Source organism: Pedobacter sp., assembly GCF_041662865.1.
Classification (GTDB): Bacteria; Bacteroidota; Bacteroidia; order Sphingobacteriales; family Sphingobacteriaceae; genus Pedobacter.
On the sequence record NZ_JBAZRL010000046.1, the window covers coordinates 1 to 26,888 of the forward strand.

24 protein-coding genes and 1 riboswitch are annotated in these 26,888 nt (G+C 34.0%); of the genes, 11 read left to right on the forward strand and 13 right to left on the reverse strand.

The window, feature by feature from the left end; genetic code table 11:
* Nucleotides 1-1,213: FAD-dependent oxidoreductase (locus WC622_RS13385; protein ID WP_372820203.1), on the forward strand; the 1,213-nt coding region annotated here is incomplete at its 5' end.
* A 98-nt stretch (nucleotides 1,214-1,311) separates the two neighbouring features.
* Here WC622_RS13385 and WC622_RS13390 read toward each other — a convergent pair.
* From WC622_RS13390 to hutU, 5 genes are all read right to left on the reverse strand, one after another.
* A complete protein-coding gene (locus tag WC622_RS13390; RefSeq protein WP_372820204.1) occupies nucleotides 1,312-2,757 on the reverse strand; it encodes an SDR family oxidoreductase in 1,446 nt (481 codons plus the stop codon).
* 37 nt (nucleotides 2,758-2,794) lie between these two features.
* Nucleotides 2,795-4,102 carry an ABC1 kinase family protein gene (locus WC622_RS13395; RefSeq protein WP_372820205.1) on the reverse strand — a complete coding sequence of 436 codons (1,308 nt, stop codon included), beginning with the start codon at nucleotides 4,100-4,102 and terminating at the stop codon, nucleotides 2,795-2,797.
* 7 nt (nucleotides 4,103-4,109) lie between these two features.
* Nucleotides 4,110-4,763: a TetR family transcriptional regulator C-terminal domain-containing protein gene (locus WC622_RS13400; protein WP_372820206.1), complete on the reverse strand. Its 654-nt coding sequence runs from the start codon at nucleotides 4,761-4,763 to the stop codon at nucleotides 4,110-4,112.
* 120 nt (nucleotides 4,764-4,883) lie between these two features.
* Entirely contained in the window at nucleotides 4,884-6,191 is a 1,308-nt protein-coding gene (locus WC622_RS13405; RefSeq protein ID WP_372820207.1) for a voltage-gated chloride channel family protein, read from the reverse strand.
* Between the two features lie 27 nt (nucleotides 6,192-6,218).
* Nucleotides 6,219-6,284: riboswitch (Fluoride riboswitch) on the reverse strand.
* A gap of 40 nt (nucleotides 6,285-6,324) precedes the next feature.
* Complete coding sequence (gene hutU, locus WC622_RS13410) at nucleotides 6,325-7,992, reverse strand: urocanate hydratase (RefSeq protein WP_372820208.1); 1,668 nt, start codon at nucleotides 7,990-7,992, stop codon at nucleotides 6,325-6,327.
* Between the two features lie 175 nt (nucleotides 7,993-8,167).
* On the opposite strand from hutU, the gene WC622_RS13415 reads away from it, so the two are divergent.
* The 8 genes from WC622_RS13415 to WC622_RS13450 all read left to right on the forward strand — a co-directional run bounded on the left by WC622_RS13415 (nucleotide 8,168) and on the right by WC622_RS13450 (nucleotide 15,290).
* Nucleotides 8,168-8,641, forward strand: a complete 474-nt coding sequence (locus tag WC622_RS13415; RefSeq protein WP_372820209.1) for a hypothetical protein — start codon at nucleotides 8,168-8,170, stop codon at nucleotides 8,639-8,641.
* 32 nt (nucleotides 8,642-8,673) lie between these two features.
* Complete coding sequence (locus tag WC622_RS13420; RefSeq protein ID WP_372820210.1) at nucleotides 8,674-8,850, forward strand: hypothetical protein; 177 nt, start codon at nucleotides 8,674-8,676, stop codon at nucleotides 8,848-8,850.
* Nucleotides 8,851-9,303: 453 nt separating this feature from the next.
* Entirely contained in the window at nucleotides 9,304-9,639 is a 336-nt protein-coding gene (locus tag WC622_RS13425) for a hypothetical protein (protein WP_372820211.1), read from the forward strand.
* Nucleotides 9,640-9,754: 115 nt separating this feature from the next.
* Nucleotides 9,755-12,052 carry a TonB-dependent receptor gene (locus WC622_RS13430; RefSeq protein ID WP_372820212.1) on the forward strand — a complete coding sequence of 766 codons (2,298 nt, stop codon included), beginning with the start codon at nucleotides 9,755-9,757 and terminating at the stop codon, nucleotides 12,050-12,052.
* Between the two features lie 309 nt (nucleotides 12,053-12,361).
* Complete coding sequence (locus tag WC622_RS13435) at nucleotides 12,362-13,189, forward strand: ATP-binding cassette domain-containing protein (RefSeq protein WP_372820213.1); 828 nt, start codon at nucleotides 12,362-12,364, stop codon at nucleotides 13,187-13,189.
* A 13-nt stretch (nucleotides 13,190-13,202) separates the two neighbouring features.
* The gene (locus WC622_RS13440) at nucleotides 13,203-14,033 is read left to right on the forward strand and encodes a hypothetical protein (protein WP_372820214.1); all 831 of its coding nucleotides are present in this window, start codon (nucleotides 13,203-13,205) and stop codon (nucleotides 14,031-14,033) included.
* 17 nt (nucleotides 14,034-14,050) lie between these two features.
* The gene (locus WC622_RS13445) at nucleotides 14,051-14,425 is read left to right on the forward strand and encodes a GntR family transcriptional regulator (RefSeq protein ID WP_372820215.1); all 375 of its coding nucleotides are present in this window, start codon (nucleotides 14,051-14,053) and stop codon (nucleotides 14,423-14,425) included.
* A 4-nt stretch (nucleotides 14,426-14,429) separates the two neighbouring features.
* Nucleotides 14,430-15,290 carry a GIN domain-containing protein gene (locus WC622_RS13450; protein WP_372820216.1) on the forward strand — a complete coding sequence of 287 codons (861 nt, stop codon included), beginning with the start codon at nucleotides 14,430-14,432 and terminating at the stop codon, nucleotides 15,288-15,290.
* A 93-nt stretch (nucleotides 15,291-15,383) separates the two neighbouring features.
* On the opposite strand, the gene hutH is transcribed toward WC622_RS13450, so the two are convergent.
* Both hutH and WC622_RS13460 read right to left on the reverse strand, forming a co-directional pair.
* The gene (gene hutH / locus WC622_RS13455) at nucleotides 15,384-16,871 is read right to left on the reverse strand and encodes a histidine ammonia-lyase (RefSeq protein WP_372820217.1); all 1,488 of its coding nucleotides are present in this window, start codon (nucleotides 16,869-16,871) and stop codon (nucleotides 15,384-15,386) included.
* Between the two features lie 39 nt (nucleotides 16,872-16,910).
* Complete coding sequence (locus WC622_RS13460; protein WP_372820218.1) at nucleotides 16,911-17,924, reverse strand: Gfo/Idh/MocA family oxidoreductase; 1,014 nt, start codon at nucleotides 17,922-17,924, stop codon at nucleotides 16,911-16,913.
* A gap of 77 nt (nucleotides 17,925-18,001) precedes the next feature.
* Between WC622_RS13460 and WC622_RS13465 the strand changes: the two genes are divergently transcribed.
* The gene (locus tag WC622_RS13465) at nucleotides 18,002-18,346 is read left to right on the forward strand and encodes a hypothetical protein (RefSeq protein WP_372820219.1); all 345 of its coding nucleotides are present in this window, start codon (nucleotides 18,002-18,004) and stop codon (nucleotides 18,344-18,346) included.
* A 176-nt stretch (nucleotides 18,347-18,522) separates the two neighbouring features.
* Here the strand turns inward: WC622_RS13465 and WC622_RS13470 are convergent, their stop codons facing one another.
* The 4 genes from WC622_RS13470 to WC622_RS13485 form a co-directional block, all read right to left on the reverse strand.
* Entirely contained in the window at nucleotides 18,523-19,203 is a 681-nt protein-coding gene (locus WC622_RS13470) for an OmpA family protein (RefSeq protein WP_372820220.1), read from the reverse strand.
* A gap of 221 nt (nucleotides 19,204-19,424) precedes the next feature.
* Nucleotides 19,425-20,120: an ABC transporter ATP-binding protein gene (locus tag WC622_RS13475; RefSeq protein WP_372820221.1), complete on the reverse strand. Its 696-nt coding sequence runs from the start codon at nucleotides 20,118-20,120 to the stop codon at nucleotides 19,425-19,427.
* A 3-nt stretch (nucleotides 20,121-20,123) separates the two neighbouring features.
* Nucleotides 20,124-21,596: a DUF5687 family protein gene (locus WC622_RS13480; RefSeq protein ID WP_372820222.1), complete on the reverse strand. Its 1,473-nt coding sequence runs from the start codon at nucleotides 21,594-21,596 to the stop codon at nucleotides 20,124-20,126.
* Between the two features lies 1 nt (nucleotide 21,597).
* On the reverse strand, nucleotides 21,598-22,878 hold the full coding sequence (locus tag WC622_RS13485) for a replication-associated recombination protein A (RefSeq protein ID WP_372820223.1): 1,281 nt from the start codon (nucleotides 22,876-22,878) through the stop codon (nucleotides 21,598-21,600).
* Between the two features lie 125 nt (nucleotides 22,879-23,003).
* On the opposite strand from WC622_RS13485, the gene WC622_RS13490 reads away from it, so the two are divergent.
* Entirely contained in the window at nucleotides 23,004-23,834 is an 831-nt protein-coding gene (locus WC622_RS13490) for a 2OG-Fe(II) oxygenase (RefSeq protein ID WP_372820224.1), read from the forward strand.
* Nucleotides 23,835-23,959: 125 nt separating this feature from the next.
* Here WC622_RS13490 and WC622_RS13495 read toward each other — a convergent pair whose 3' ends face one another.
* The gene (locus tag WC622_RS13495; RefSeq protein WP_372820225.1) at nucleotides 23,960-25,177 is read right to left on the reverse strand and encodes a DEAD/DEAH box helicase; all 1,218 of its coding nucleotides are present in this window, start codon (nucleotides 25,175-25,177) and stop codon (nucleotides 23,960-23,962) included.
* 1,095 nt (nucleotides 25,178-26,272) lie between these two features.
* Nucleotides 26,273-26,888 (reverse strand): hypothetical protein (locus tag WC622_RS13500; protein WP_372820226.1); only part of this gene is annotated, 616 nt, incomplete at its 5' end.

Sequence of the window (26,888 nt, forward strand, 5' to 3'; positions counted from 1 at the left end):
TGGAGGTGGTAGATTTAGCATGGGCGGGCAAACGGCTACTGAAAATGCATTGCAGATAGATATGCGAAAGTACAATCATATTGTTAGCTTTTCAAAAGAGCAAAAAGAAATTACTGTACAAGCAGGAATTAGATGGAGGGAATTAATTCAATTTATTGATAAACATGACCTTTCTGTAAAAATTATGCAAACCTATGCAAATTTCACAGTCGGAGGTTCATTGAGTGTGAACGTACATGGAAGATATGTTGGGCAAGGACCAATTATTTTATCGGTGAAAAGCATAAAAGTAATTTTAGCCAATGGAAATTTTGTAATGGCTAGCGCAACCCAAAATAAAGAAATTTTTTATGCTATAATTGGAGGATACGGTGGAATTGGAGTAATTGCAGAAGTAACATTTTCATTAACTGATAATTGTAAATTAGAAAGGAGTGATAAAGTGATGGATATTAAAGATTATTATAAATATTTCACATCAACAATTAGAAATAATGATAAAATAGTTTTTCACAATGCAGACATTTACCCAAATACCTACGATGAAATAAGAGCGATTTCCTATAGTAAAACAGATAAAGAATTAACCATAAAAGATAGATTAAAACCTAATGATGGAAGTTTTGCGATGAATCGTTTTGCAATTAAAACTGTTTCAGGCTCATCTTTTGGCAAATGGATTAGAAAGATAATTATTAATCCGATTTACTATAAAAATAATCCTGTTGAGTGGAGAAATTATGAGGCGACTTATGATGTTAAGGAACTTGAACCTAGCTCAAGGAACAAAGCAACATATGTTTTGGAAGAGTATTTTGTTCCAGTAGAGAAGTTTGATTCTTTTTATCCTAAACTGATTAAAATCCTTAAGGAAAATGAAGTTAATGTAATGAACATTTCCATTAGGCATGCTAAGCAAGATCCAGGCTCAATAATGGCATGGGCTAAAACAGAAGTTTTTGCATTTGTAATTTACTATAAACAGGGTGTAACAGATAAGGATAAGAAAAAGGTGATGGAATGGACACAGCAATTGATTGATGTTGCACTTTCAGAGGAAGGGTCTTATTATTTGCCCTATCAAATTCATGCTACTAAAGAGCAATTTTTAAAAGCATATCCTAACGCTGAACAATTTTTCAAATTGAAAAAGAAATACGATCCAGGTTATAAATTTAGAAACAAGCTTTTTGATGCTTATTATCAAGATTAGATCATTTCGAATTGAAAAGGTTGTATAACTACCACAAAGGCAGTAATAATAGCAGTCTTAAGCTCTGGCTATTAGAAAGATTGTAAACAGTTTACTAATCACTTAGGCTTGTAAGTGGTAATCTGTTTTGCCATTCCTTTAAACAATATCAAATGAAAAGGAAACATGGCATACCAATACATTCTGCCCCATAAGCCATGCGGCCTGAAAGTGGCAATTTGAGAGAGATATGATTTGCCATGATATTGAATAATTTTAAATTCCAACCAAGCTTCGCCAGGCACTTTCATTTCTGCGTAAAGCAACAAACGTTTATTGGTTTTATCGGCTAATAGAACTCTCCAAAAATCTAACACATCACCTGCTTGTAAGGTAGTATTACTTGTACGGCCACGTCTGGTTCCCACGCCACCAAACATTTTATCTAAAAAGCCTCGCAAGCTCCATAACCAATCTAGGTAATACCAGCCCCGACTGCCACCAATGCCCCAAATGTTTTCAAAAACTTCTTCCGCCTTGCGCTCAAAGGGCATTTTAACTTTATATTCTACTGTGCCATTTTGTGGCACTTTAACTTGGTCCATAAAAGAGGTTTCTAAATAACCTCTGTTTAAAGCATCTTTCCAACTGCTTACAATAGAATTCTGTTCAATTTTTTCGAAAGCTAACTTTAATGCTTCTTTGTAAGTAAGACAAGTTTTAGGTACTACTTTTTTAATATGGTCATTTTGGCAAATCACCTCATTTTTCATGCTGTCTACTAAACTTCTTGCCAAAGCATAGGGAACTGCAGTTACCAAATTTAACCACAACGAAGACAGCCTAGGTGTTAAAACAGGAACGGTAAGTATATATCTTTTTAAACCTCTAGATTCTGCATATTGCAAAATCATTTGTTTGTAGGTTAAAATGTTTGGGCCACCTATATCAAAAACCTGTTTATAAGCTTTTTCGTTCCCAAGAACCCCACTTAAATACCCTAAAACATCTCTAATGGCAATGGGTTGGCATTTAGTTCTCACCCATTTGGGGGCAACCATTACAGGTAGTTTTTCTGCTAAATCTCTAATGATCTCGAAAGAAGCGGAGCCGGAGCCAATAATAATTGCCGCTCTTAATATGGTAAAGGCAATGCCAGATTTCTTCAATTCATCCTCAACAGCTAAACGAGAACTTAAATGTTTTGACAACTGTTCATCGTTTACAATGCCAGTTAAATAGATGATTTGCTTACAATTGGTATGCTGGATTTGTTGAACAAAATGCTGGGCTGATTTGAGCTCAAGATCTGCAAAATCATCGCCACTACCAGACATAGAATGAACCAAATAATAAGCGGCGTCGATATCTTTAGGGATATTTTTTAAAGTTTCAGGAGCTAGTAAATCACCGGTAACGATTTGAACTTTATCACCAAAATCACTTTCTAAAGCAAAACGTCTTTGGTCTCGAACCATACAAACTACCTCATGCCCTAATTCTAATAGAACAGGAAGTATTCTTGTTCCAATATATCCATTGGCACCAGTTAAAAGTATTTTCATGATCGTTGTTTACGTAACAAATAAAGCCAACTTTTTGTTAGTTGCTTTTAACATGAGGCTTAAACGTATCTGTTTTAACAGCAGCACCTAATTCATGTAAAATATTATACAAGCCAAAATTTGTTCGATTAATGTAGATAAAATGCTTTACTCCACGAGCTTGTTTAAATTCTGGCATTTTAGCAACTTTCTCACCATACCCATATAATGCTTCAAAAAATTCATTTTGACTAAAGTCAAATGTAGGGGTTGTGTAAGGCTTTGCAAACAGACTAATCATCTCTTTGTATGCTTTGTAATAGAATTCAATTTGAGAAGGGGTATCATTGGGCAAAATCATCTCGAGCTTTCTAAAAGCCTTGATGGTTTCTTCTTTATCCTCAAACAAATCAGTTGAGGTTAATGAGAAAAAAGGCTCATAAAAATCATCAGGCATCTCTTTGATACAGCCAAAATCGATTACGCCTAATTTTTGATCTTTCGTAATTAAGAAATTACCTGGATGCGGATCTGCATGAACAGCTCTCAATTCGTGCTGCTGAAAATTATAGAAATCCCATAAGGCTTGTCCAATCTTATTCTTCAGTTCTTGAGAAGGATTGGTATTTAAAAATTCTTTTAAATGCATGCCTTCAATCCAGTCCATCGTAATTATTCTACTACTAGAAAGTTCAGGGTAATAGGTTGGAAAAACAACGTCTGTTAGGTTTTTACAGGCTTCAGAAAATTCAATAGATCTTCTAACTTCTAGTTCATAGTCTGTCTCTTCTAACAAGCGTTCTTCAACCTCCTTAATGTAAATATTCAACTCCTTCTCGCTCATTCCCAATAATCGAAAAGCAAAAGGTTTTACCAATTTCAAATCAGAAGAAATACTATCGCCAACACCTGGATATTGAATTTTGATGGCTAGTTTTTTACCGTTCAATTCGGCCTCATGTACTTGACCGATAGAAGCAGCGTGAGTAGATTTGATGTTAAATTTATCGAATATTTTCTCGGGTGTTTTGCCGAAACTTTTGGTAAATGTACGTACAATGAGTGGCCCTGAAAGTGGTGGCGCATTGTATTGAGATTGCGTAAATTTATTTACATAAGCTCTTGGCAGGATATTTTTATCCATACTTAACATTTGTGCAATCTTTAAAGCAGAACCTTTTAATTCGCTTAAAGAATTGTAAATGTCGGATGCGTTATCTTCGTTCAATTCATCGCGGCTAAGCTCTGGATTGAATAATTTTTTAGAATAATGTTTAATGTAATTGCCGCCGATCTGAAAACCTGTTTTAACAAATTTCGCAGAACGCTCTACCTTGGTGGTAGGCATTGTTTCTTGTGCTTTCATTTAGTTTTTAAAACCCCATTTTTTCTTTCAACTTTCCGTTTTGCGAAAGAAATTTTCCGTATTCGAAAAGGTTGTCTATTGGAGAACGCTGAAATAAATCGAATGTAACTTGAATACCTTTTTCAATTGCTTCATCCGTCTTTTCAAATCCATTACTATCATCATCCATCCAAAAATTTAAAATGAAAGCGTACTGAACCCAAATCGCATCTTTATATCGCTTTGCAAAAAACTTACGATCAGCTAACTCGCCACTTTCTAAGCCTTCATTAATAATTTGTTCAGCAAAGTTTTCAAATATTGGTTTGGCACCCGATAAAACAGTTGGGGTAGCTAAACGTTTTGGCTGTTTTTTTAAACTATAAATTACAAAGCTTCTTTGGGTTTTTAGCAATTCAACATAGCAATAAAAAAAAGATAACATTTTTTCTCTCGAAGAATATGACTCCCAAAGTTCTTGTTTCTGAATTTCATCAATGGTTTCTACAGTAAGCTCAAAACAAATATTCTTTTCTATGCTCTCAAACGAAGCATAAAAAGCATAAAAATCAGCCTCTGTTATCTTTAATTTTTTAACAAAACTATAAACTGATTTAGGTTGCTCATTATGTGTTAAAACATAATCGATATAACCTTTTTTGATTTGCGCTTGAGTTGCCATTTTCTTTTTCTTTAAAAACGTAAAAAATGTGTTCTTGGTTTCCGAAACCACTCAAAATTAAGACTTTATTTATCACGAATTTGCAATAAAATAAGGGTAATAACTATTCCAGTTAATCTATCAAATCTCGCTAATTCTTTTGTTGATGTAATTCTTAAATCGGCTATGCTTAGCTTCTCCAACTACTTGTTTACCGTAAATTCCGGTCGGGCCAGAAAGCAAATAAGAGATTGAACAGGCAATAGCTACATAAACACCACATTCGCTACCAAATAATTCCATTGCCATGAGTATACACGCCAAAGGAGTGTTGGTTGCTCCTGCAAATACGGCTACAAAACCCATTCCGGCTAAAAGTCCAACAGGTAATGGCATAAACAGCGATAGCGCACTGCCCAATGTTGCGCCAATAAAAAAGAGTGGAGTTACCTCGCCGCCTTTAAAACCAGCAGCCAAAGTAAGAATGGTTAGTGCCATTTTTATAGCGAAACTGTAAGGGGGTAATTGTTGATTAAAAGATTCTATAATAGTTGGAATACCCAAGCCAATATACTTTGTGCTGCCCGAAGCATAAATAATAGCAACTAAAACTAAGCCTCCAATTAAGGGCCGCAATGGTGGGTATTTGATTTTTGATTTAAAGAGTTTGGTGAGATGCTGTAAAGCTTTACTAAAAGTTGCTGCACATACACCAAAAATGATCCCCGCAATTACGGCATAGATTAAAGTTACTAAGGAAATGTTTGGAACTATATTGATGTGGTAATTAGTATGCTGTGTATGCCAAAGTTTAGTAACTAAATCGGCAATAATTGCAGATGCAAATGCTGGAAAAATAGAATCATACTTTAACCTTCCAATCAAAAAAACTTCCATTCCGAATATGGCGCCAGCCAATGGGGTTCCAAAGACTGAACCAAAACCTGCTGCTATGGCTGCAATAATTAGTATTCTTCGTTCATTTGCAGTTAGTTTTAGGGGTTTTGTCAGTTGGTCGGCAATTGCACCAGCCATTTGCAAAGCTGTGCCTTCTCGTCCTGCCGAACCACCAAATAAATGTGTAGCTATTGTGCCTAAATAGACAAATGGCATCATTTTAAAAGGGATGATTTGTTTAGGTTCGTGGATAGTATCAATCAATAAATTATTTCCTGCTTCAACATCTTTGCCCCAATAATAATAAAGCAAACCAATAAGTAAACCTGCGATTGGTAAGAAACCAATTATCCATAAATGATTTTCTCGGAAATTAGTTGCCCAATTTAAAGATTGCAGAAATCCAGCCGATGCTGTGCCAATTAAACTACCAATAATTAAGCTCAATAAAAGCCATTTTAATAAATATGGTACTGCAGGGTATTTCCTGAAAAAAACACGAAGATTGAGATTGATTTTTCTACTGATTGATTCTTTGTTTTCTAATGACATAATTCTCCTGATTAAATGTGTTTACATTCATAACCAGGCGTCATCAGCTTTTTAGGGCGGTTCAAGTAGGAAGACACCATTTCCTTGTTAACAAACTTAATCAAAATAAGAGAAAGTATAAATATTTATAAAATTATTTCAATCCTAATCGATGTTTTCTCAACGTATCTTTCGCAATGTCGTAACCTGCATCCGCATGGCGGATAACACCCATTGCAGGATCGTTATGCAACACACGTTTAATTCTGATAGCTGCATCTTCGGTTCCATCGGCTACAATTACCATTCCTGCGTGGATAGAATAACCGATACCAACACCACCACCATGATGCAAAGAAACCCAACTTGCACCACCTGCAGTATTAATTAACGCATTTAAAATTGGCCAATCGGCTACAGCATCAGAGCCATCCAACATTGCTTCCGTTTCACGATTTGGAGAAGCTACCGAGCCAGTATCTAAATGATCACGACCAATCACAATCGGAGCTTTCACTTTTCCTTCGGCTACTAACTTGTTAAATGCCAAACCAGCTTTTTCTCTTTCACCCTGACCTAACCAACAAATACGAGCTGGTAAACCTTGAAAAGCAATGCGCTCTTGAGCCACCGTAATCCATTGGCGTAAACTTTCATTTTCTGGAAAAAGTTCAAGAATTAATTTATCAGTTTCATAAATATCTTGTGGATCTCCACTTAAAGCTGCCCACCGGAAAGGTCCCTTTCCTTCGCAAAATAAAGGACGAATATAAGCAGGTACAAAACCTGGGAAATCAAATGCATTTTTTACACCGGCTTCTAGAGCTCGACCACGTAAATTATTGCCATAGTCAAAAGTTATTGCACCACGTTTTTGCAATTCCAACATTTGTTGAACATGCTTTGCCATTGTTGCATAAGAACGTTTGGTATATTCCTCCGGATTTTCTGTTCTCAATACATTTGCTTGTTCAACAGATAATCCTTCTGGGAAATAGCCAATTAATGGATCGTGAGCAGAAGTTTGATCGGTTAAGGTATCTGGAACGATATTTCTATCGATTAATCGTTGTAAAAGCTCAACGGCATTACAAACTACACCAATTGAAATTGCTTTATTTTCATTTTTATAAGTTAATGCTTTATCAATTGCCTCATCAATATTATAAGAGATTTCATCAATATATCTAGTTTCTAAGCGCTTTTTAATACGCCATTCTTCTACATCTGCCGCTAGGCAAACCCCTTGATTCATGGTAATGGCCAAAGGTTGTGCCCCACCCATTCCACCTAATCCAGCGGTAACATTTAATGTTCCGTTTAAATTGCTTTGAAAATGTTTTTTGGCAAGAGCCGAATAGGTTTCATAGGTGCCTTGTACAATTCCTTGTGAGCCAATATAAATCCAAGAGCCGGCCGTCATTTGACCATACATCATTAAACCTTTATCTTCTAACTCATCAAAATGTTGTTGCGTTGCCCATTTTGGTACGAGTTGCGAATTAGAAATTAAAACCCGTGGCGCATCTTTATGTGTAGGTAAAACGCCAACTGGTTTACCCGATTGGATGAGTAAGGTCTCATCATCCTCTAAGTTTTTTAAGGCTTTTATAATTAAAACTAATGCTTCTTTATTGCGAGCAGCTTTTCCTCTACCTCCGTATACAATTAAATCTTCTGGGCGTTCGGCAACATCTGGATCTAAGTTATTTAACAACATTCTTAAGGCAGCTTCTTGCACCCAGCCTTTACAAGTTAATGTGTTTCCAGTAGGTGTTTGCTTAATTTTCAGGTTTAAACTTTCTTCAATGTTAGTCGTCATATCAAGGCAATGTTACAATTCCAAATGTAGGAAAGATAAATAGTATTTTGAATTGATAAACTAAAGGAAATTCTATATAAGCATTATAATAATAGGTTTGATCATTTTTAATGTTTAAGTTTAGTGAATAACTAAATAGACAACCAATGAAAAACATTACTATTTAATCAGCATAATGATTGCAGGTTTAATTCTTGTTTTTGATGCATGTAAAAAGGGTGTTTCTCAAGATATTGAGGTATCCGACATTGCCGTTACACCTAAGGCCTATTTAAATGTACAAAATGCAAGGCTGTTAAAATCAGATACAACATATTTGAATTTTTTAAAAAGTGAGGTAGATGTGTTTAATCTTAAATTGGATATCCCGGAGATAAAACGATTGATGAAAATTCAAGATAAGAGCGTTCTAGATGTAGAATTGTTAGCGAAGGCTTTAGGATTTAAGTCTTATTCAAATTTTTTAGAATGGGCCACGATCCAATCTAAAAGAATTAAGTTTTTGGATAAAAAGTACGCTCTTAAGAGTAATTCAGAGATTTCTCTGAAAGCTTTTATTAATTCTTCTTTAATTTCATTATCAACCCCTTTAAGTATTAAAGGAAAAGTTTCTGTTTTGATATTGAGGGCGGTGGAGAAGAGCCTATAGACAATCACTGTTTAGGTAAATATATAGCTTGTATGGGTGTGGCTACGGCAACAGGTGCTGGTGCTCATATAGCATGTTTAACTATTGATGTTGGGACATTAGGTGTTGGTGCAATAGTTTGCCATGGTGCTGCAGCACTATTGCAATTTAGTATGGGTCAAATTTGTAGTTATGATTTTGATGACTGCAAGAAAGTAAAAGCAGATTAATATTCGATCATATGATTACTAAAAGCATTAATTTCAAAAAATCAGCAAAAATACTAGGTATTTCTCTGTTGTTTTTGACTGTAATTCTTCAGTTTTTACACTTGCTTTCTGAATATTTAATTTTAACTATTTCAGTATTATCACTAATCTTAATCATATATTCTGTCCTCATTAAAGATAAAAATTTGAAGTTTTCAGGACAGTTCAATAAGAAAAAAAGTCTGTTAAGATTAATTTTTATGAGTTCGATATTTTTAATATTATTTTATTTTTTATTTAAAGACATTTCCTTGTAAGTAAGTAAGTAATAAGAATGCAGATTATTTTTCTGCATTTTTTTTATCTTTTTAAATAGATTTATTTCTATAGTCATCGTTGATTGGTAATATCAAGGCAATGTTACAATTCCAAATGTAGGAAATTTATGTTATTTGCTTAGGTTTGCTTTTGAAATTGAAAAAGAAGCGTTTACATATCCAAAAGTTTTTAGCAGTAATTATGCTGTGGGTGTTTTCCCTTGCGATTACTCCTTGGAGCGCTTTGCATCATCACCAACAAGTTGTAGATACAGCGGCTGAAAAGCATTGTACTCACAAGCTGCATCTAAAAACACAGCAAGATACCTGTTTAATTTGCGCTGCCCATTTCGAAAAAAATTATACGATTACTTCTTCTACTCACATCGCTTATTTAACAAGTAAGCTGATGCCAAAAAATATTGCTATCGTAACTAGTTCTTATACAGAACTTATTTCAACCTCGCTTAGAGGTCCACCAAATTTGTCGTAGTATCCCGCAAATTAAATAAGCAAAAGCTTATTTCTCCTTATTATTTTAATTATCTGATGAACAGATATTAGTTTTTATGCTAATACACTGTTTTTATCTTTAAAAATATATTATTATGAACAAGATACGCCTATTAATGGTTGTACTATTTGCCTGTTTTTCTATACCAGTTTTAGCAACAGAATTAGCTGAAGTTAAAGGAAAAGTTATTGATGCCACTACTAAAGAGCCGCTTTCTGGCGCTACAATTTACATTTCAGATTTAAAAGCAACCACTATCACAAACGCCAATGGCGAATTTATATTTACAAATGTCCCCTCTAAAGGAAAGTTTTTAGTTGAGGTGAGATATGTAGGTTATAAAACAACTTCAAAACAAGTTGATTTGGCTTCAAATAATCAAATTACATTTGAGCTAGAACAATCTGTTATTGAAAGTGCCGAAGTGGTAATTACAGGAACGCCCTATAGTTCCAATAACAAAACAAACAGTTTAGCTGTAGTTTCTGTAAATAGAGAAAAGTTAGCACAGGCTGCGGGAACAAATATTATAGATGCAATTGCAAAAGTACCTGGTATTTCTCAAGTAACAACTGGTGGCGCAATTTCAAAACCATCTATTAGAGGTTTGGGTTATAACCGTGTGTTAACTATTGTTGATGGTGCAAGAGAAGAAGCCCAACAATGGGGAGATGAACATGGTGTTGAAGTCGATCAATTTTCTGCTAATAGAATAGAAGTTTTAAAAGGTCCTGCAAGTTTATTGTATGGCTCTGATGCCTTAGGTGGAGTTATTAATATTATTGATGATTTAGCACCAGCACCTGGAGATTTTAATGGAAACTTTACTACGAGTTATAGTACAAACAATGGTTTAACTGCATCTTCTTTAATGTTGCAAGGAAATACAAATGGTTTCGTTTATCGCGGTCGTGCATCCTATAAAAATGCGTATGGTTTTAGCTATGGCGATAAAACAGTGCCAAATTCTGGTTTTAATGAAACTAATTTCAGTGGAATGTTAGGTTTAAACAAAACTTGGGGTTATGCACATTTAAGTTTATCGAAGTTTAGCACAAATGTTGGTTTGGTAGAAAACGGTCCAAATGCTAATGGCGATTATGAAGATGAAAATGGTGTAGTAATCACCAAGGAAGAAGCACGAACTAGAAAACTTGATCTTCCATTCCAAAATATCAATCATTATCGTGCGGCTTTAAATAGTAACATCCTTTTAGGTGGCGGACAATTGAAAACTACGTTGGCTTTTCAACGAAACATTCGTAAAGAATTTGAAGAAAGTGCAACCGAGCCAGGTTTAAATTTAGGGTTGAATTCTTATACCTATGATGTGAAATACTCTTTCGCAAACAGTGGTGTTTGGGAGCCTACTCTTGGTGTGCAAGGAATGCACCAAACCAATTTAAACAGTGGAGATGAGTTTTTGATACCAGATTATACCAGTGATAATATTGGTGCATTTGCGTATTTGAAACGTAATTTTAAAAACGGAGCTATTAATGCAGGTATTCGTTATGATTATAAAAATGTAGATGGTAGTGATTTGATTGCTGATGGAAGCCAAGTGTTTACAGCATTTAACAATAGGTTTTCTAATATTTCTGGATCACTTGGTTTTGCATTTGAAATCGCAAAAAACCTAAACTTAAAAGGAAATGCCGGCTCGGGATTTAGAGCACCAAACATTGCAGAGTTAGGAGCAAATGGCCGTCATGAAGGTACATTTAGATACGAAATTGGTAATAGTAATTTGAAACAAGAAACCAGTTTACAATTCGATTTAGGATTAGAATACAATGCTGAAAAAGTAACAGTTGGCTTAAATGCATACAGTAATCGCATTTACAATTATATTTATCCTGGTAACTTTAATAATGAAACTCATCCTTTTTTAGAAGACGATGGTACGACAACTTCATTACCATTGTATCGTTATGTGCAAACTGATGCAGAACTATTGGGTGGGGAGGCTTCTATAGATTTCCATTTAATTAAATCATTGCATTTCGAAAATACCTTCGCTTATGTAAAAGGAACTAACAAAGCAAACGATACTGCTTTACCTTTTATTCCGGCTGCAAGTTTAAATAATGAACTTCGCTTCGAGCCAACTATTAAAGGATTGAAGGATAGTTTTATAAAGATTGGATTAACTAATGTTTTTAAACAAGATCGTTTTGATAGTTTTGAAACTGAAACGGATGGCTATACCTTATTAGACGCTGGTATTGGAACTTCGCTAAAAGTTAAAAATGGCAAGATCAACTTATGGGTTACCGGACAAAATTTAGGCAATAAATTATATTATAATCATTTAAGCAGATATAAGCCTGCCGGGATTTACAATTCAGGACGTAATGTAAGTTTCGGAATTAGTGTTCCGCTTTTGTAGCGGTTGCGTCATTCCCGCAAAAGCGGGAATCGTAATGCGTTGAACCTTCAATCGTTTTAGGATGCCCAGTCAACCTGGGCATGACGCAAAAAAGAGTAGCCTCAGATTCACAGATTTAAAATCTGTGAATCTGAGGCTTTTTTGTGCCTTGTTGTCATCAGAACGCAGTGAAGGATCCCTATCATAAATTCCTATTGGAGATTCTTCGCGATGATCTGAATGACAAAAGAAAAACTTTTTTCACAAATAATTTGGTGGTTTCAAAATAACATTATACTGTAGTGTATTATTTAACTAATACAGTAGAATATGATTAAAATTAACAACCTGAATTTTGGTTACCGCAAAAATCAACTGTTATTCAAAAATATGAGTATGCAATTAAGCACTGGACATATTTATGGGTTACTAGGGAAAAATGGTGCAGGTAAATCAACCTTATTAAAAAACATCGCAGGATTGGTTTACGCAGACAGCGGGTCAATGGATGTTATGGGCTATGACCCATCAAAGCGACAACCTGCTTTATTAGCAGAAATTTGCTTTATCCCTGAAGAGTTTTATTTACCATCTATTAAAATTGACGCGTATGTAAAAGCAAATGCAGGGTTTTATCCAAATTTTGATCATCCGTATTTTACGGCTCTATTAGCAGAATTTGATATTCCAGTAGCGCAAAAATTAATCGACATGTCTTATGGGCAAAAAAAGAAAGTTATCATCGCCTTTGGTTTAGCCACACAAGCTAAATTGGTAATTATGGATGAGCCAACTAATGGTTTAGACATTCCTTCAAAAGCGCAGTTCCGTAAAATTATGGCATCCGCTTTAACAGATGATCGTTGCATTATCATTTCTACACATCAAGTACGAGATTTAGATAATTTAATTGATACTGTAATTATGCTCGATGAAAGTAAAGTAGCCTTAAAAGCATCGGTTGATGAAATTACCGACAAACTTTGCTTTAAACGCGTAAAGGAAATAGATGATAAGGTAATTTATGCCGAACCTTCTTTAGCTGGTTATAATGCAGTAGTACAAAACTTTCATCAAGAAGATAGTAAACTTGATTTAGAGTTATTATTTAACGCAGTACTAGCAGAAAAAAATAAATTAAAACCAATTTTCAATTAAATCTTAAACAGACATGAACAATACATTTAATATACAACGTTTTGGTCTTTTGTTAAAGAGACAATGGCTAGAATTTGGCAAAATTTACCTGATTACGTTAGCGGTTGCGCTAGGAGTAATTGTTACCTTTTATAGTTTTTCACTATGGGGATATATTACAGAAGTAAAGCCTTTTCATGAAAGATCGCTTCAATTTAGAGAACCATTATTTTTAATTTTTGGCTTCTTGTTTATTACCGTAATTGCAAGTAACTATTTTGCTCATTTAGGTCAAAAACCAAAGGCGATTATAGATTTAATGATACCTGCATCAACTTTTGAGAAGTTTTTAACAGGAATTATATTTACCACCATATTAAGCACAGTTAGTTTTATAGTAATATTTTACCTAACAGATTTGGCATTTTTAGCTAAGTTGAAAAGTATCTATGATGTTAATACTACTTCAAGTTCCTATACAGATGTAGATGGTAATATAGTTACAAATGTAACTGATAACTTAGCATACTTCTTTTTAAAAAATGATAGTGGTAATGATAAGTTTTTACCTATCTATTACGCTCCTTTCTTTGTCACCAGTGTATTTCTTTTAGGTTCTGTTTATTTTAACAAATTCCACTACATTAAAACCGCTATATCGGTTATGGTTTTCTCTGGAATTTGGACAGCAATTATTATTAAATCTGGAAAATTACTGTTTGATGATAGATCTCCTATTAACCAAACAACACGTAATTTTTCTGGAAGAGATAGTGCGGAAATATGGCTAACACTTCTATTGGTTGTGCTCACGCTAATTTTTTGGAGCCTTACTTATGTGCGCCTTAAAGAAAAAGAGGTTTAATTTTAAATGGTATAGATATGGAATTTAGAGATAATAAGGCAATATACCTTCAAATAGCTGAATACGTTTGCGAGCATATTTTGCTTGGCAAATGGAAGGCAGATGAAAAAGTTCCCTCGGTTAGGGAAATGGCTGTGGAGTTAGAGGTAAACCCAAATACAGTAATGCGTACCTACGAATTACTTCAAAGTAAAAATATAATTAATAACAAAAGAGGCATTGGTTTTTTTGTAGCAGATGATGCAATAGCACATGTAAAAAGCTATAGGAAAACTCAATTTATGGCCGATGAACTTCCTGTTGTTTTCCGTAATATGTATTTACTAAACATCGGGTTTGATGAATTGGAAAACCGCTACAACACTTTTGTAAAAGAAACTTTTAATCCTTAAAGAAATGAAATTAAGCAATAAATTATTAATCGGATTTGCATTAGCATTGATTCTTATTCCTTTAATGGGAATGATTTATGTTTCTCGAGTATATTATAAAGAAGGTAATGATAGAAACCTTGCGGATATGGTTCGAAAAGTGGACAACTTTAGCACCCCAACTGAAAATATGGAAAGCAAAGCAATGGCTACTTCATTTGAATCAATAAATATTGAGGATGCTAAAAGATTGGGCATCTATGTTAATATTATTAAAGATGAAAAGTTTGGTGTAAAAATTCCCAAAGAGTTAAAAGACGTTATCAATTTTAACGTTGATGCAAATGGGCAATTGCAAATTGCTTTTAGTAAAAATAAACAAGCAAAAAACAACAATTCTTATACTACAATATGGGTTTATGCTCCAAATATTAAGCAGGTAATTGTTTCAAATGCAAACAGTGTGTATTTAGATGCCAAATTGGATTCTTTAATTTTAAATGTAAAGAAATCGGGCTCAATTAGTTTGCAAAACGATTTAGAATTGAAATCTTTAACCATAAATACGGAAGAGGTAAAGGACTTATATCTATCAAATGTTGATATAAAATCTTTAACTGTAAAACTGAATGGTACAGATTTCAAAACTCAAAATAATTCATATGAGAGTTTATCAATTGAAACTCATGGCAAAAGCAATATAGAGATTAGCAGTTATGAGGATAAAAGCAAAGCTTATGCAGTTAAAAATCTAACTATAAACACTTTCGATGTAGCAGATGTTAAAGTGGAAAATATTAAGATTGATAATTGCAAAGGCTCTTTCTCTGATCAAACAACAGTGCAAATGCCTGCGGTTAATTTGAACCAAATGTATAAGAAGTAAACTACTCGTCATTGCGAGGCACGAAGCAATCCTACAGCTTTGGTTTAAAGACTATTGCTTTAAGATTGCTTCGCTTTGCTCGCAATGACGATTTTAGATAACGGCAGTTCTTATAAATTCAATACTCGCTTTAATATCATTTGCTAAAAATCTATCCGCCTCATTAAAAGAAACAAGTTCACGATATTTACTCACCAATTCCTCAATTTTAACCGATGATTTTTCTGGTAATCTTAATTCTAGTGCTTGGCTTGCTGTTAACAGTTCTATAGCCAAAATTCTTTCTAAATTCTCTACAACTCGAATACATTTCGTTGCAGCATTTGCGCCCATGCTTACATGATCTTCTTGACCATTGCTACTTACAATGCTATCAACAGATGCCGGTGTACACAGTTGTTTATTTTCACTTGCAATAGATGCTGCAGTATATTGTGTAATCATTAAACCAGAATTTAATCCGGCATTCTTAACCAAAAATGGTGGTAATCCTCGAGTTCCAGAAATTAGTTGAAAAGTTCTGCGCTCCGAAATTGAACCTAATTCGGCCAATGCCAAACACAAAAAATCTAAAGTTAATGCCAAGGGCTGACCATGGAAATTCCCTGCAGAAATAATTAAATCTTCATCTGGAAAAACATTAGGATTATCCGTTACGGAATTCATTTCTGTTTCGAAAACCGATTGAATATAATTAATGCTATCCTTGCTTGCGCCATGAACCTGTGGCACACAACGAAAAGAATAGGGGTCTTGCGTTTGTTTGCCTTTTCTCGCTATTAATTCACTTCCTTCTAGCCAATTTTTAATAGCTTCCGCGGTTGCAATCTGCCCTTGATGTGGCCTAATTACATGACTTAAATTTAAAAAAGGATCAATTCTACAATCAAATGCATCAATAGAAATAGCTGCAATTGCATCAGCCCATGCTGAAAGTTTTTGCGCTTTTAATAAACAAAATGTACCATAAGCACTCATAAATTGAGTGCCATTAATTAAAGCTAAGCCTTCTTTACTTTGTAAGGTAAGTGCCTTCCAATTTAATTTTTTATTTAATTCAGCACTGCTGATTTTTTCATCTTGATACCAAACTTCTCCTTCACCAATTAAAGGCAAAGCTAAATGCGCTAGGGGAGCTAAATCTCCTGAAGCACCTAATGAACCTTGGGTATAAATTACTGGTAAAATATCATGATTGTAAAAATCTACCAAACGTTGTACGGTACTTAAAGCAATTGCAGAATGACCGTAACTTAGCGATTGTATTTTCAACAAAAGCATTAGTTTTACAATTTCCTTAGGTACTTCTTGCCCTGTTCCACAAGCGTGAGATAACAATAAATTATGCTGAAGTTGTGTGAGATTTTCAGCTTCAATTTTTACATGTTGTAAGTAGCCAAATCCAGTATTAATCCCGTAAATCGGATCTTCATTTCTGTTTAATTTATCATCTAAATATTTTCTGCATTTTTCAATGCGTTCAATTGCTAAATCAGATAAACTAATCCTTTTCTTCTCCTGAATTATATTTTCAATAACGGCCAAAGACAATTGTCCCGAACCGATTTGGTAATCTGTCATGTATTTATATTTGGTGCTCAAAAGTATAAATTATACTGATTATCCTTCTAAAATTTCTAATTGTGTAATAATATCATCTTCCGTTATCGGATAAGGAACATCATTAACTATATTTTGATAAACAGCTTCAAACAAACCAGTGTAGTCTCCTTTTTCTGAAGGAATAAATTCAGTTGTTCTACCGCCAGTTTCGGTAACCAAAGTAAGTTTACCTGCATCAGCTGCATTTTCTATTCCATATTTTTCATCAGTAGGTTTTATTCCTTTTAGTAACTGTTCTTCCTGTACATCGGCATGATTCTTACTAAATGAACCCATCATTCCATTTAATACAAAGGCAGATAGAATATCTGCAACTAACATACTAGCGGTTAAAAACACATTCAAATCATTAGGATAACTTAATTGTATTGCGAAATAATCATCCACTTTTGTGTGAACACGATTCTTAGTTAATACTTTATGATAGCTATTAGGTTTACCAAATAAACAAATCGCCTGATCTAAAAGGTGCGGGCCAAGATCATATGATAAACCACTAGCAGGATAAGGTTCTTCCTTAAAAAACTTAGGACTAATTTCGTTTCTATAGCGATCATAACGAAAATGAACTTCTACTAATTTGCCAAGCTTACCACTTTCTATAATTTTTTTTACCGAATTAAATCCACTATCATATCTACGATTTTGATAAACCAATGCCTTTTTGCCTATGCTTTTAGCTAAAGCAAATAATTCTTTGGCCTGTGCACTAGTAGCAGTAAAGGGCTTTTCTACTAAAATGTGTTTCCCAGCTTGTAGAGCCTGTTTAGCGTACTCGTAATGTGTAAAATTTGGAGTATTAATGATGACCAATTCAATAGAATCATCAGCTAATAATTCTTCAACACTGTTGTAACTTTTAACTGATGGGTAATCTTTAACAGCTTGTTTTTGGTTACGTTCAGTTACGGCAACAAAGTTGAAACCGGGATGTGTACTCACAAATGGGGCATGAAATACCTTGCCAGACATGCCGTAAGCCAAAAGGCCAGTATTGATTTTACTGTTCATAACACAAAGCTAAAAATTTGACGTATATGTGCGTTATTCTCTAGGTCATAAAGCTGCTATAAATGTATATTTGTAACATGAAGCCAGCAGAAATACATGCCAAATGGAAAACCTTGCAACAAAAAATTGCTAAGGAATTTGATTCGGATACGCCCGACTTAAAGGTAATTTTATTTTTAATTGGGGTACAAGAATTGGGCAAAGGTCCTGGTAAATACAGCAAAAGGCAAAAAGAAGAATTAATGCATATAGCTACTTGCCGTTTATTAAGTGAAATGGGCTTCTATGAACTAGAAGGATTAGATCAAGATGGGTGGCCGCATTGGAAATTAATTAAACCAATTCCGTCTTATGCTTTAATGGAACAAGAATTATTACTTAAAAGTCTTGCTATTACGTATTTCGAAGATATTTATTCTTAGTAATTATTTGTCATCCAGAGCGCAGCGAAGAATTTTAATATGTGTTCTACTTTTTCTTCTTCCTAAGAGATTCCTCCAAAGTCGGAATGACAATTCGAAAGAAAGTAAAATTAAAAACCCTGAAGTAACTGAATACAACAGGGTTTTATATTTATAGGTAGATATAAATTTTTAACTTATTTGCCTTGAGTGGCAGCTTCTTTTTTCAATTGATCATTTGCAACAATTACAATCTCCACTCTACGGTTAGCAGCTCTACCTTCTTCAGTTGCATTATCTGCAATTGGTTCTGCAAAACCTTTACCAATTGTAATTAAACGAGATGATGGTACACCTTGAGAAACAGCATAAGCTTTAACTGCAGCAGCTCTTTTTTCAGATAAACCCATGTTATATTGTTCAGTACCACGGCTATCAGTATGACCAATAACTTTAATATCAGTACCTGGATATTGATTTAATGAACTTGCTAAAGATTGAATATTTTGTTTAGCAGCCTCTTTTAAAGCAAACTTATCAAAGTCGAATAAAATACCACTATCAAATTTTACAATAATACCTTCACCCTCACGAATAACTTCAGCGTTCGGTATTGCATTCTGAATTTCAGCAGCTTGCTTATCCATACGTTTACCAATAAAACCACCAGCAGTACCACCAACAGCAGCACCAATTATAGCACCAACAGCAGTATTACCTGCTTTTTTACCAATTATACCACCAATTACACCACCGGCAGCAGCACCAATACCTGCACCTTTTTGTGTGTTAGTTAAACTGTCACAACTTTGAAAAGTCATTGCACCTATTGATAAGGCAATACTTAATGTCGCTATTTTGAATTTTGAAGTCATCATTTTAGTTATTTTTTAATTTAATAAAATGAAGTATTCAAAGGTAATGCCAATTAAAGCTTAGCACCCAAATTAAAATATATTAGTATTTTATCTGTTGTATTACTGTACTTTAACTTACAGTATCACGTAATTTCTGCAAATGCCTATAAAAATAAATGGTCAATTTGATGCCACAAGTTGGGCATCAAATTGACCATAATACTATACAATTGTTACAATCTCTATTCTGAGAAATAGGCCTCCAACTCTTTTAATGAATTCTCATCTGTATGGAAATCTTTGATAATTAACCCTTTTTCTAACAAAATAATGCGATCACAAACATCAGTTACATGGTTTAAATCGTGACTAGAAATTAAAGTAGTTAAGCGGTGTGTGCTCTTTAAAGATTTTAGTAAACTTTTAAGTCTAATTTGAGTGGTAGGGTCTAAATTAGCAAAAGGCTCATCTAATACTAGCAATTCTGGTTTTTGCATCAGCGCTGCAGCAATCCCTATTTTATTTTGATTTCCTTTAGAAAAATCTCTAATGTACTTGCCGCGATTTAAAATCTCACCATTAAAAAATTCTTCATACTGTTTTAAATAATCAGCAACATGCGCCACACTTAAATTATGCAGACTTCCTATAAAAGTGAAGTATTCTTCTGGTGTTAAATAATCAATTAAAAACCCTTCATCTAGGTAAGAAGCTGTATAATCTTTCCAATGATCATTCTGTGCAACGTTTTGATCTTTAGATAATATTTCACCGCTATCAGGTCTAATTAAATCTAGCAACATTCTGAAGAGAGTAGTTTTACCAGCGCCATTATTTCCAACTAAACCAATGGTTTCACCAGAACGAATGTTCAGATTATTGATGTCTACTACGGTTCTACCGCCGTAAGTTTTCTTTAAGTTTTTAAATGTTAACATATCTTATTCTCTAAAGCCTTCGGCTATTTTATAACGTTGTTTTTCAAATTTTTTAACGAGCAAATTAATCCAAAAATTGCGCATCAAAAGAGTAATCAATCCAAATAATCCAATTGCGGCTAACCCATAATAGGGTTTATTCATTATTCCGAAAGGAACATAAATTAGAATTGGAATTAAAATAAAGGGCAATCCTAAAATCCACTGTGTGGCACCTACGCCTTGCCAATTAAAACTAGCACTTTTGGTAATATCTAATCGTTTGTAGTTTAATGTAGCAAAATATAATACAATTACTGTGGCAAAGCCGATGTTATATAGATAGGCTGCTAAATGAAGTAAGAGTAATTTATAACTCATAAAACCATAAAAACTAGCCAGTACAGTAATAATAGTACAGCTGATGGTAAACAATAAGAATTTAGCTTTAATAAAGTTTTTGAAATCGATTTTGTTCACTAAAAGCCCATCAAAATGAGTGCTTTGCCAAGCAAACATAAACTGACCGTAAGATATAATGGAGATACCGGTCATGAATACAGCAGCGAAAAGCATTTTACCAAAATCATCATTAGCAATCATTTTTTCCTTATAGAAAATAAAACCATAGGCTAAAAAGGCAAAACCCATTAAAATAGAACTTCTTGAGCGCTTGTGGCGAAGAATTAATTTCAATTCTAATGCAGCTAATTCTCCTACTCTTCCAAAACGATTCAAGAAAGCATAATCCGTGCTTACTTTCTTATCATCTTTAGTGCTTAATTCCTCAGTATATAAATTTGAGCGTAGATATTTAGAATTGATTACAAATATCAGCCCTGCTGCTAACGTAAAAACGAGTGCTAAAAAAGGATATTTTGTAATTGCCACAAATATGAAATTCGATGCATTCCTCACCGAGATGATTTTATAATAATCTAAAGCCGCTAAAGCAGCAACTAAACCTATAATAGAAATGAAATAAATAAAACTATTAATGGATTTACGCTTTAAATATAAAACCAAGTAATTATTAAAAATAACAAGTGAAAAAATGGATAACACATACATGAATGAGGTTAGTGCGCCGTATGTTGAGCCAATTTTTATAACACTAAAAGGAATAAAAATAAATAGTGGTAATAGATTAAAGAATGAGAACAACGACTTAATATTTAAGAAATTAACAATTGTTTTCTTAGGTATATTAAGATGCAAATAAGGCACAATGCTTAGCGTTGGGAGTTCTTGCATTTGTGTACGAACGGCAAGATCAAATAAGAAGTAGTATAAAATAAAGCCATTAAAAACGGTAATTTCATTTTGCCCTGGAAAAGCTTTTCCAATAATAATTGCCATCCAAAAGCCAACACCAATTGCTACCACTAAAAAGTAGAGCATAAAAAAACCAAGAAGAATATTTGCAGCAATACTGCCAGCTTTATTTCGGCTGCGCCAAAAGTCTTTCCACTGGTGGTTTAAAAAAGTTGATAGCATATTAATAATTGTATTTGTTTTTCCAATTCTGTTTTAGTTTCTCTCTCAGTTTTTCTTCTGCTGGATTTTTACCCGGATCATATAATTTTGTTCCACTCAATTCTTCAGGCATATACTCTTGTGGAGAGAAATTACCTTCATAACTATGCGAATATTGGTAATCTTTTCCATAACCAATGTTCTTCATCAACTTTGTTGGCGCATTGCGAATATGTAATGGGACTGGCAAATTACCAGTTTGTTTCACCAAAGCCTGTGCTTTATTTATAGCTTCATAACTCGCATTGCTTTTAACGCTTGACGCCAAGTAAGTTACGCATTGTGAAAGTATTATTCGAGCTTCGGGAAAACCAATTACATTTACTGCCGTAAAACAATTATTTGCTAATAATAATGCATTAGGGTTGGCATTGCCGATGTCCTCAGATGACAAGATTAACAATCTACGAGCAATAAATAATGGATCTTCGCCACCTTCAATCATTCTGGCTAACCAGTATACAGCAGCATTTGGGTCGCTGCCACGGATGGATTTAATAAACGCTGAAATTATATCGTAATGTTGTTCGCCAGCTTTATCGTATAGGGCTAAGTTTTGTTGCGCATGGGCGAGGACATTCTCATTAGTTAATTCAATTTTATCACCGCCAATTCCGTTAACCGCAATTTCTAAAACGTTTAATAATTTACGAGCATCACCGCCAGATAAACGTATTAAAGCTTCATGCTCTTTTATATTGATGTTTTTCTCTTTTAAAATCACATCTTTTTTTAGGGCGGTTTGCAGTAAGCTCACTAACTCATCTTCACTTAACGCTTGTAAAATGTAAACCTGACATCGCGATAGCAAAGCCGATATTACTTCAAAACTTGGGTTTTCTGTAGTAGCACCAATTAAAGTAACCAAACCACGTTCTACTGCGCCCAATAAACTGTCTTGTTGACTTTTGCTAAAACGATGGATCTCATCTATAAATAAAATAGGTAATCCTAAAAAACTGTCTTTTAAAGCAGCTGCTTTATCTATAACATCTCTAATATCTTTAACGCCAGAATTTATGGCGCTCAAGTTAAAAAACGGGCGATCTAAACTTTGAGAAATAATATAAGCTAAGGTGGTTTTACCAACTCCAGGCGGTCCCCAAAAAATAATGGATGGTAATTGCCCGCTTTCTATCGCCTTGCGTAAAACTGCATCTGTACCCACCAAATGTTGCTGCCCAACGTATTCGTCCAAATTCTGAGGGCGCATTCGTTCGGCTAAAGGTGGTAGGTTTTGCATAGTTAAAGGTAGTAATTTTATTATCTGCCTTACCAGATCTTTTTCCTAAAAATCGTGAATAAAGAATTGATTAAAATAATTTAAACTAACAAATAATATTATTTTTGAGTATCAACTACTCAAATATGGTTTACCTAAATAAAAATATTACTGATCTGCGAAAGCTTGCAAAAGAAAAGCATGAAGAATATGCTAATGCAAAACCATTTCCGAACATTGTAATAGATAACTTTTTTGATGAAGAAATTTTGTCAAAAGTATTGGGTGAATTTCCAGACCTTTCGACTAAAAGTAACGTTAATGTTTTTGATAATCTTAATGAAAAAAAGTTAGGAGCAAAAGGCGAAGCAAATTTTGGTGAGTACACAAAATTGATTTGCCATTACCTCAATTCTCAACCAATCCTCGAATTTTTACAAGAACTAACAGGGATAAAAGAGATTTTATTGCCAGATCCTTATTTCTATGGCGGCGGATATCATGAAATTAAACCTGGCGGATACTTGAAAATTCATGCAGATTTTAACAAACACATAACAACAAACTTAGATAGGAGAATAAATCTATTAGTTTATTTGAACAAGGATTGGGAAGAAAGTTATGGTGGATTTTTTGAACTTTGGGATAAAAGTATGGTTAGTGCTCAAAGAAAACTATTGCCAATATTTAATCGTGTTGCAATTTTTTCTACCACAGATTTCTCTTATCATGGACATCCTGACCCGCTTACCTGTCCGCCAGATCGGAGCAGAAAATCAATTGCCTTATATTATTATACCAATGGGCGTCCCGCTAATGAATTAAATGATGATGGCCATAGCACTTTGTTTGTAGGCAGAAAAGGGAAATCAAATGATATAGCCCCTCCGAAAATAATAATGCCAAAGCTAATAAGTGCAGTTAAAAACTTTACGCCACCTATTATCTTTAACCTACTTAAGAAAATTCTTAAGTAATAATACTTAAGAATTTGAATAGAATTTTGATTTCAACAACTTCATCGAAGTTAAGTAAGCTTAATTTACCATTAAGAAATTGAAGTTTTTTAATTTGACTTAATTCCTTAATGGTCGAGCTTTAGCTAAACGCTAGGCTTAGGTTTCTTCTTAAAAAACTTCTTTTTCTTAACGTATGGCTTATCACTTGTGCTTGCAGGTTCATCTTTTGGTGCTTCGCCTAAATTTTCTGGCAAAGGCATTCTATCAATTTGGCGTTCAATTAACTTCTCAATATTGGCTAATTTACGTTTGTCTTTATTGTTAACTAAGGTGATGGCAGTTCCAGTTGTTTCCGCTCTTGCTGTCCGCCCAATTCTGTGAATATAATCTTCTGGATCTTGTGGCGCATCGTAGTTAATCACCAAATCAATGCCTGTCACATCAATACCACGACTTAAAACATCGGTCCCAATTAACACATCTAGTTTGCTATTTTTAAAATCAAGCATAATTGCTTCGCGATCTTTTTGCTCTAAATCGCTATGAAAAGCTGCTGCCTTTAATCCTATTTTTTTAAAAACTTTACCGAGTTCTTTTACTTTCTCTTTTCGTCCCGCAAAAACAATAATTCGTTTGTACGTAGCCGATTTTAACATTTCAGTAAGTAAAGGAACTTTCTGATCATCAAAAACAAAATAAACTTGTTGATTGATGCCTTCAGCAGGTTTTGAAATGGCTAAGCTTATTTGTTCAGGTTCTTTTAATAAAGTAGCTGCTAGTTTTCTAATTTTTGGAGGCATGGTAGCCGAAAACATTACCGTTTGGCGATTTTGTGGTAAGTAACCCACAATTTTCATAATGTCATCGTAAAAACCCATGTCTAGCATTCTATCGGCCTCGTCTAATACCAAATATTCTAGTTTATCCATCTTTAACAAACCAGATGATAAATGAGAAATTAATCTGCCTGGTGTTGCAATAATAATATCAACACCTTCACGCATAGAACGCTTTTGTTGTTCGTAAGCAATACCATCGCCACCACCATATACGGTTAGGGAACTAATATTAGTAAAATATGAAAGTGCTTCGACTTGCAAATCAATCTGCTGCGCTAATTCTCTTGTAGGTGTTAGAATAAGCACTTCGTTATGACGTTCGTGTTTTTGAGTTAGCAAATTCATTATTGGCAATAAAAAAGCACCCGTTTTACCGGTACCAGTTTGTGCGCATGCAATTAAATCTTTTTTAGCTAAAATAAGCGGAATGGCTTGTTGCTGTATAGGCGTTGCGTTTTTAAAACCCATTGCCATTAAACCCTCTAAAAGTTCAGGGTTGAAATTAAAATCTTTGAAATCCAATGTTTATATGGTAAATATAGGGTGTAATTTACCTTAAATTAAGGCGAAAAACAAATTTGAGGTTTTTCTTATAGTCGCATCTTTGCGAAGCATGGCTTATCCCGATTTTCGGGAAAGCGATCATTTTGTTTTTTTAGCTCGCCGCCGCTATGGCTCTTTCTTTTCTCTTGATAGAAAAGAAACATCCCGAGCTTGCGAGAGCATGAATACCGATAAAAACATAAACGCTTATGAATAAAATCAAGGCTCATATCTTTATATTTAATTAAACAATCAGGAAAAGGGAGGTAGCTCGGATTAAGCTATCAAAACTTTAAGAGCAACAGAATAAGGTCCCGATGAAATATCGGAACTGCATTCTGTTTTGGATACTGGTTTTTGAACGTGTCTTCACAAGTTTGGATTGCTTTCTCCTTTGGGATGCTACAAGGCCGTATGACGTTCTTTGGAATGGGTTGTGGTTTGGGAGGAATTGTAGGGCAGTCGTCTTTGCGAGGTACGAAGCAATCTCCTAATTGTTATTGTTTTTAGCATGTGGGAGATTGCCAAAGTTGGGGGAAGATCCTTCTTCCAAAGACGATTGTGTTAGTATTATCTATGTGAATAACTCAGGTTTAGTTTAGGTCATGTTCGTATTAAGTCCGCATAGAGTCCGCGTCAAGTCCGCATTACTACATGATAATGCGGACTTGACGCGGATTAATTGTGGTGTTAATAAAACCTTAATACGAAGGAAGGCTTAAGGCATAACCTGTGCAATGTTTGTTTACTGCTCTGTACAGGTTGGGCATAAAAAAGGCTTCCCGATTTACTCGAAAAGCCTTAATAAAACTGTTATAAAATTGATTTATTTATGGTGTGCCTGCCCTTCACGGATCCCCCGTTCACAGGACTTTTTTATCAGTAATTAATCCTATTTTTTGATAGAACAAGCTAGCAACTATTTGGTTTTAATTCGATAGAAATTTATCCACAAATTCACAATTGCGTTAGTTTAACATTCTGCCCCAACAAATAACAAGGGTAGTGCCTATAAATATAATAAGTTCGTAAAAAAGATTTTTTATATTAACAATAATTAATACCCAGTAAATATTATTTTAAGTCTAATGTATGACTATCTTTTTTAAATTGCTCAAACAGATTAATCAAATCATTAGAGTAATTGACTTTTATTTCTTCTATATAATCAACAAAATCAATTCTTGTTATATATGGCGATTTTGATGCTGTCTTTTTTTCCTGAAGATATACAAAATGCGATTTGATTAATTTATTTCCCTTTTCTTTATCCAATGCAGGTGAGAATGAAAAATCAAATTTTTTCAACTTATCATCATAAAATCTAAAGATAGTGTCAGCATCATTTTTCAGCTTCTTACTGTGATATTCTTCAAATTCTATTTTCTTAGTTTTCGCATTTATTCTTGTTTTACTGGGAATACCTAAAGGAACCCCGTAAATCTCCATATTCTCGACATTGATTCCTAAATCAATTTTTAATGAATCTAGTTTAAACTGTTTTTTATTACCCACTTTTAGAGAATCATATACAAGACCAATATTTTTGTTCTTTTCAACAATAAAATACTTATAGATGGTATCTGTCGTTTCTCGGGCTTCATTATGTATGACTCCGTTTGAATTAGTTGTTTTTACAGAAAACAATATAGAACCGACCTCATAAAGGGTATAATTCTCATAATATGCT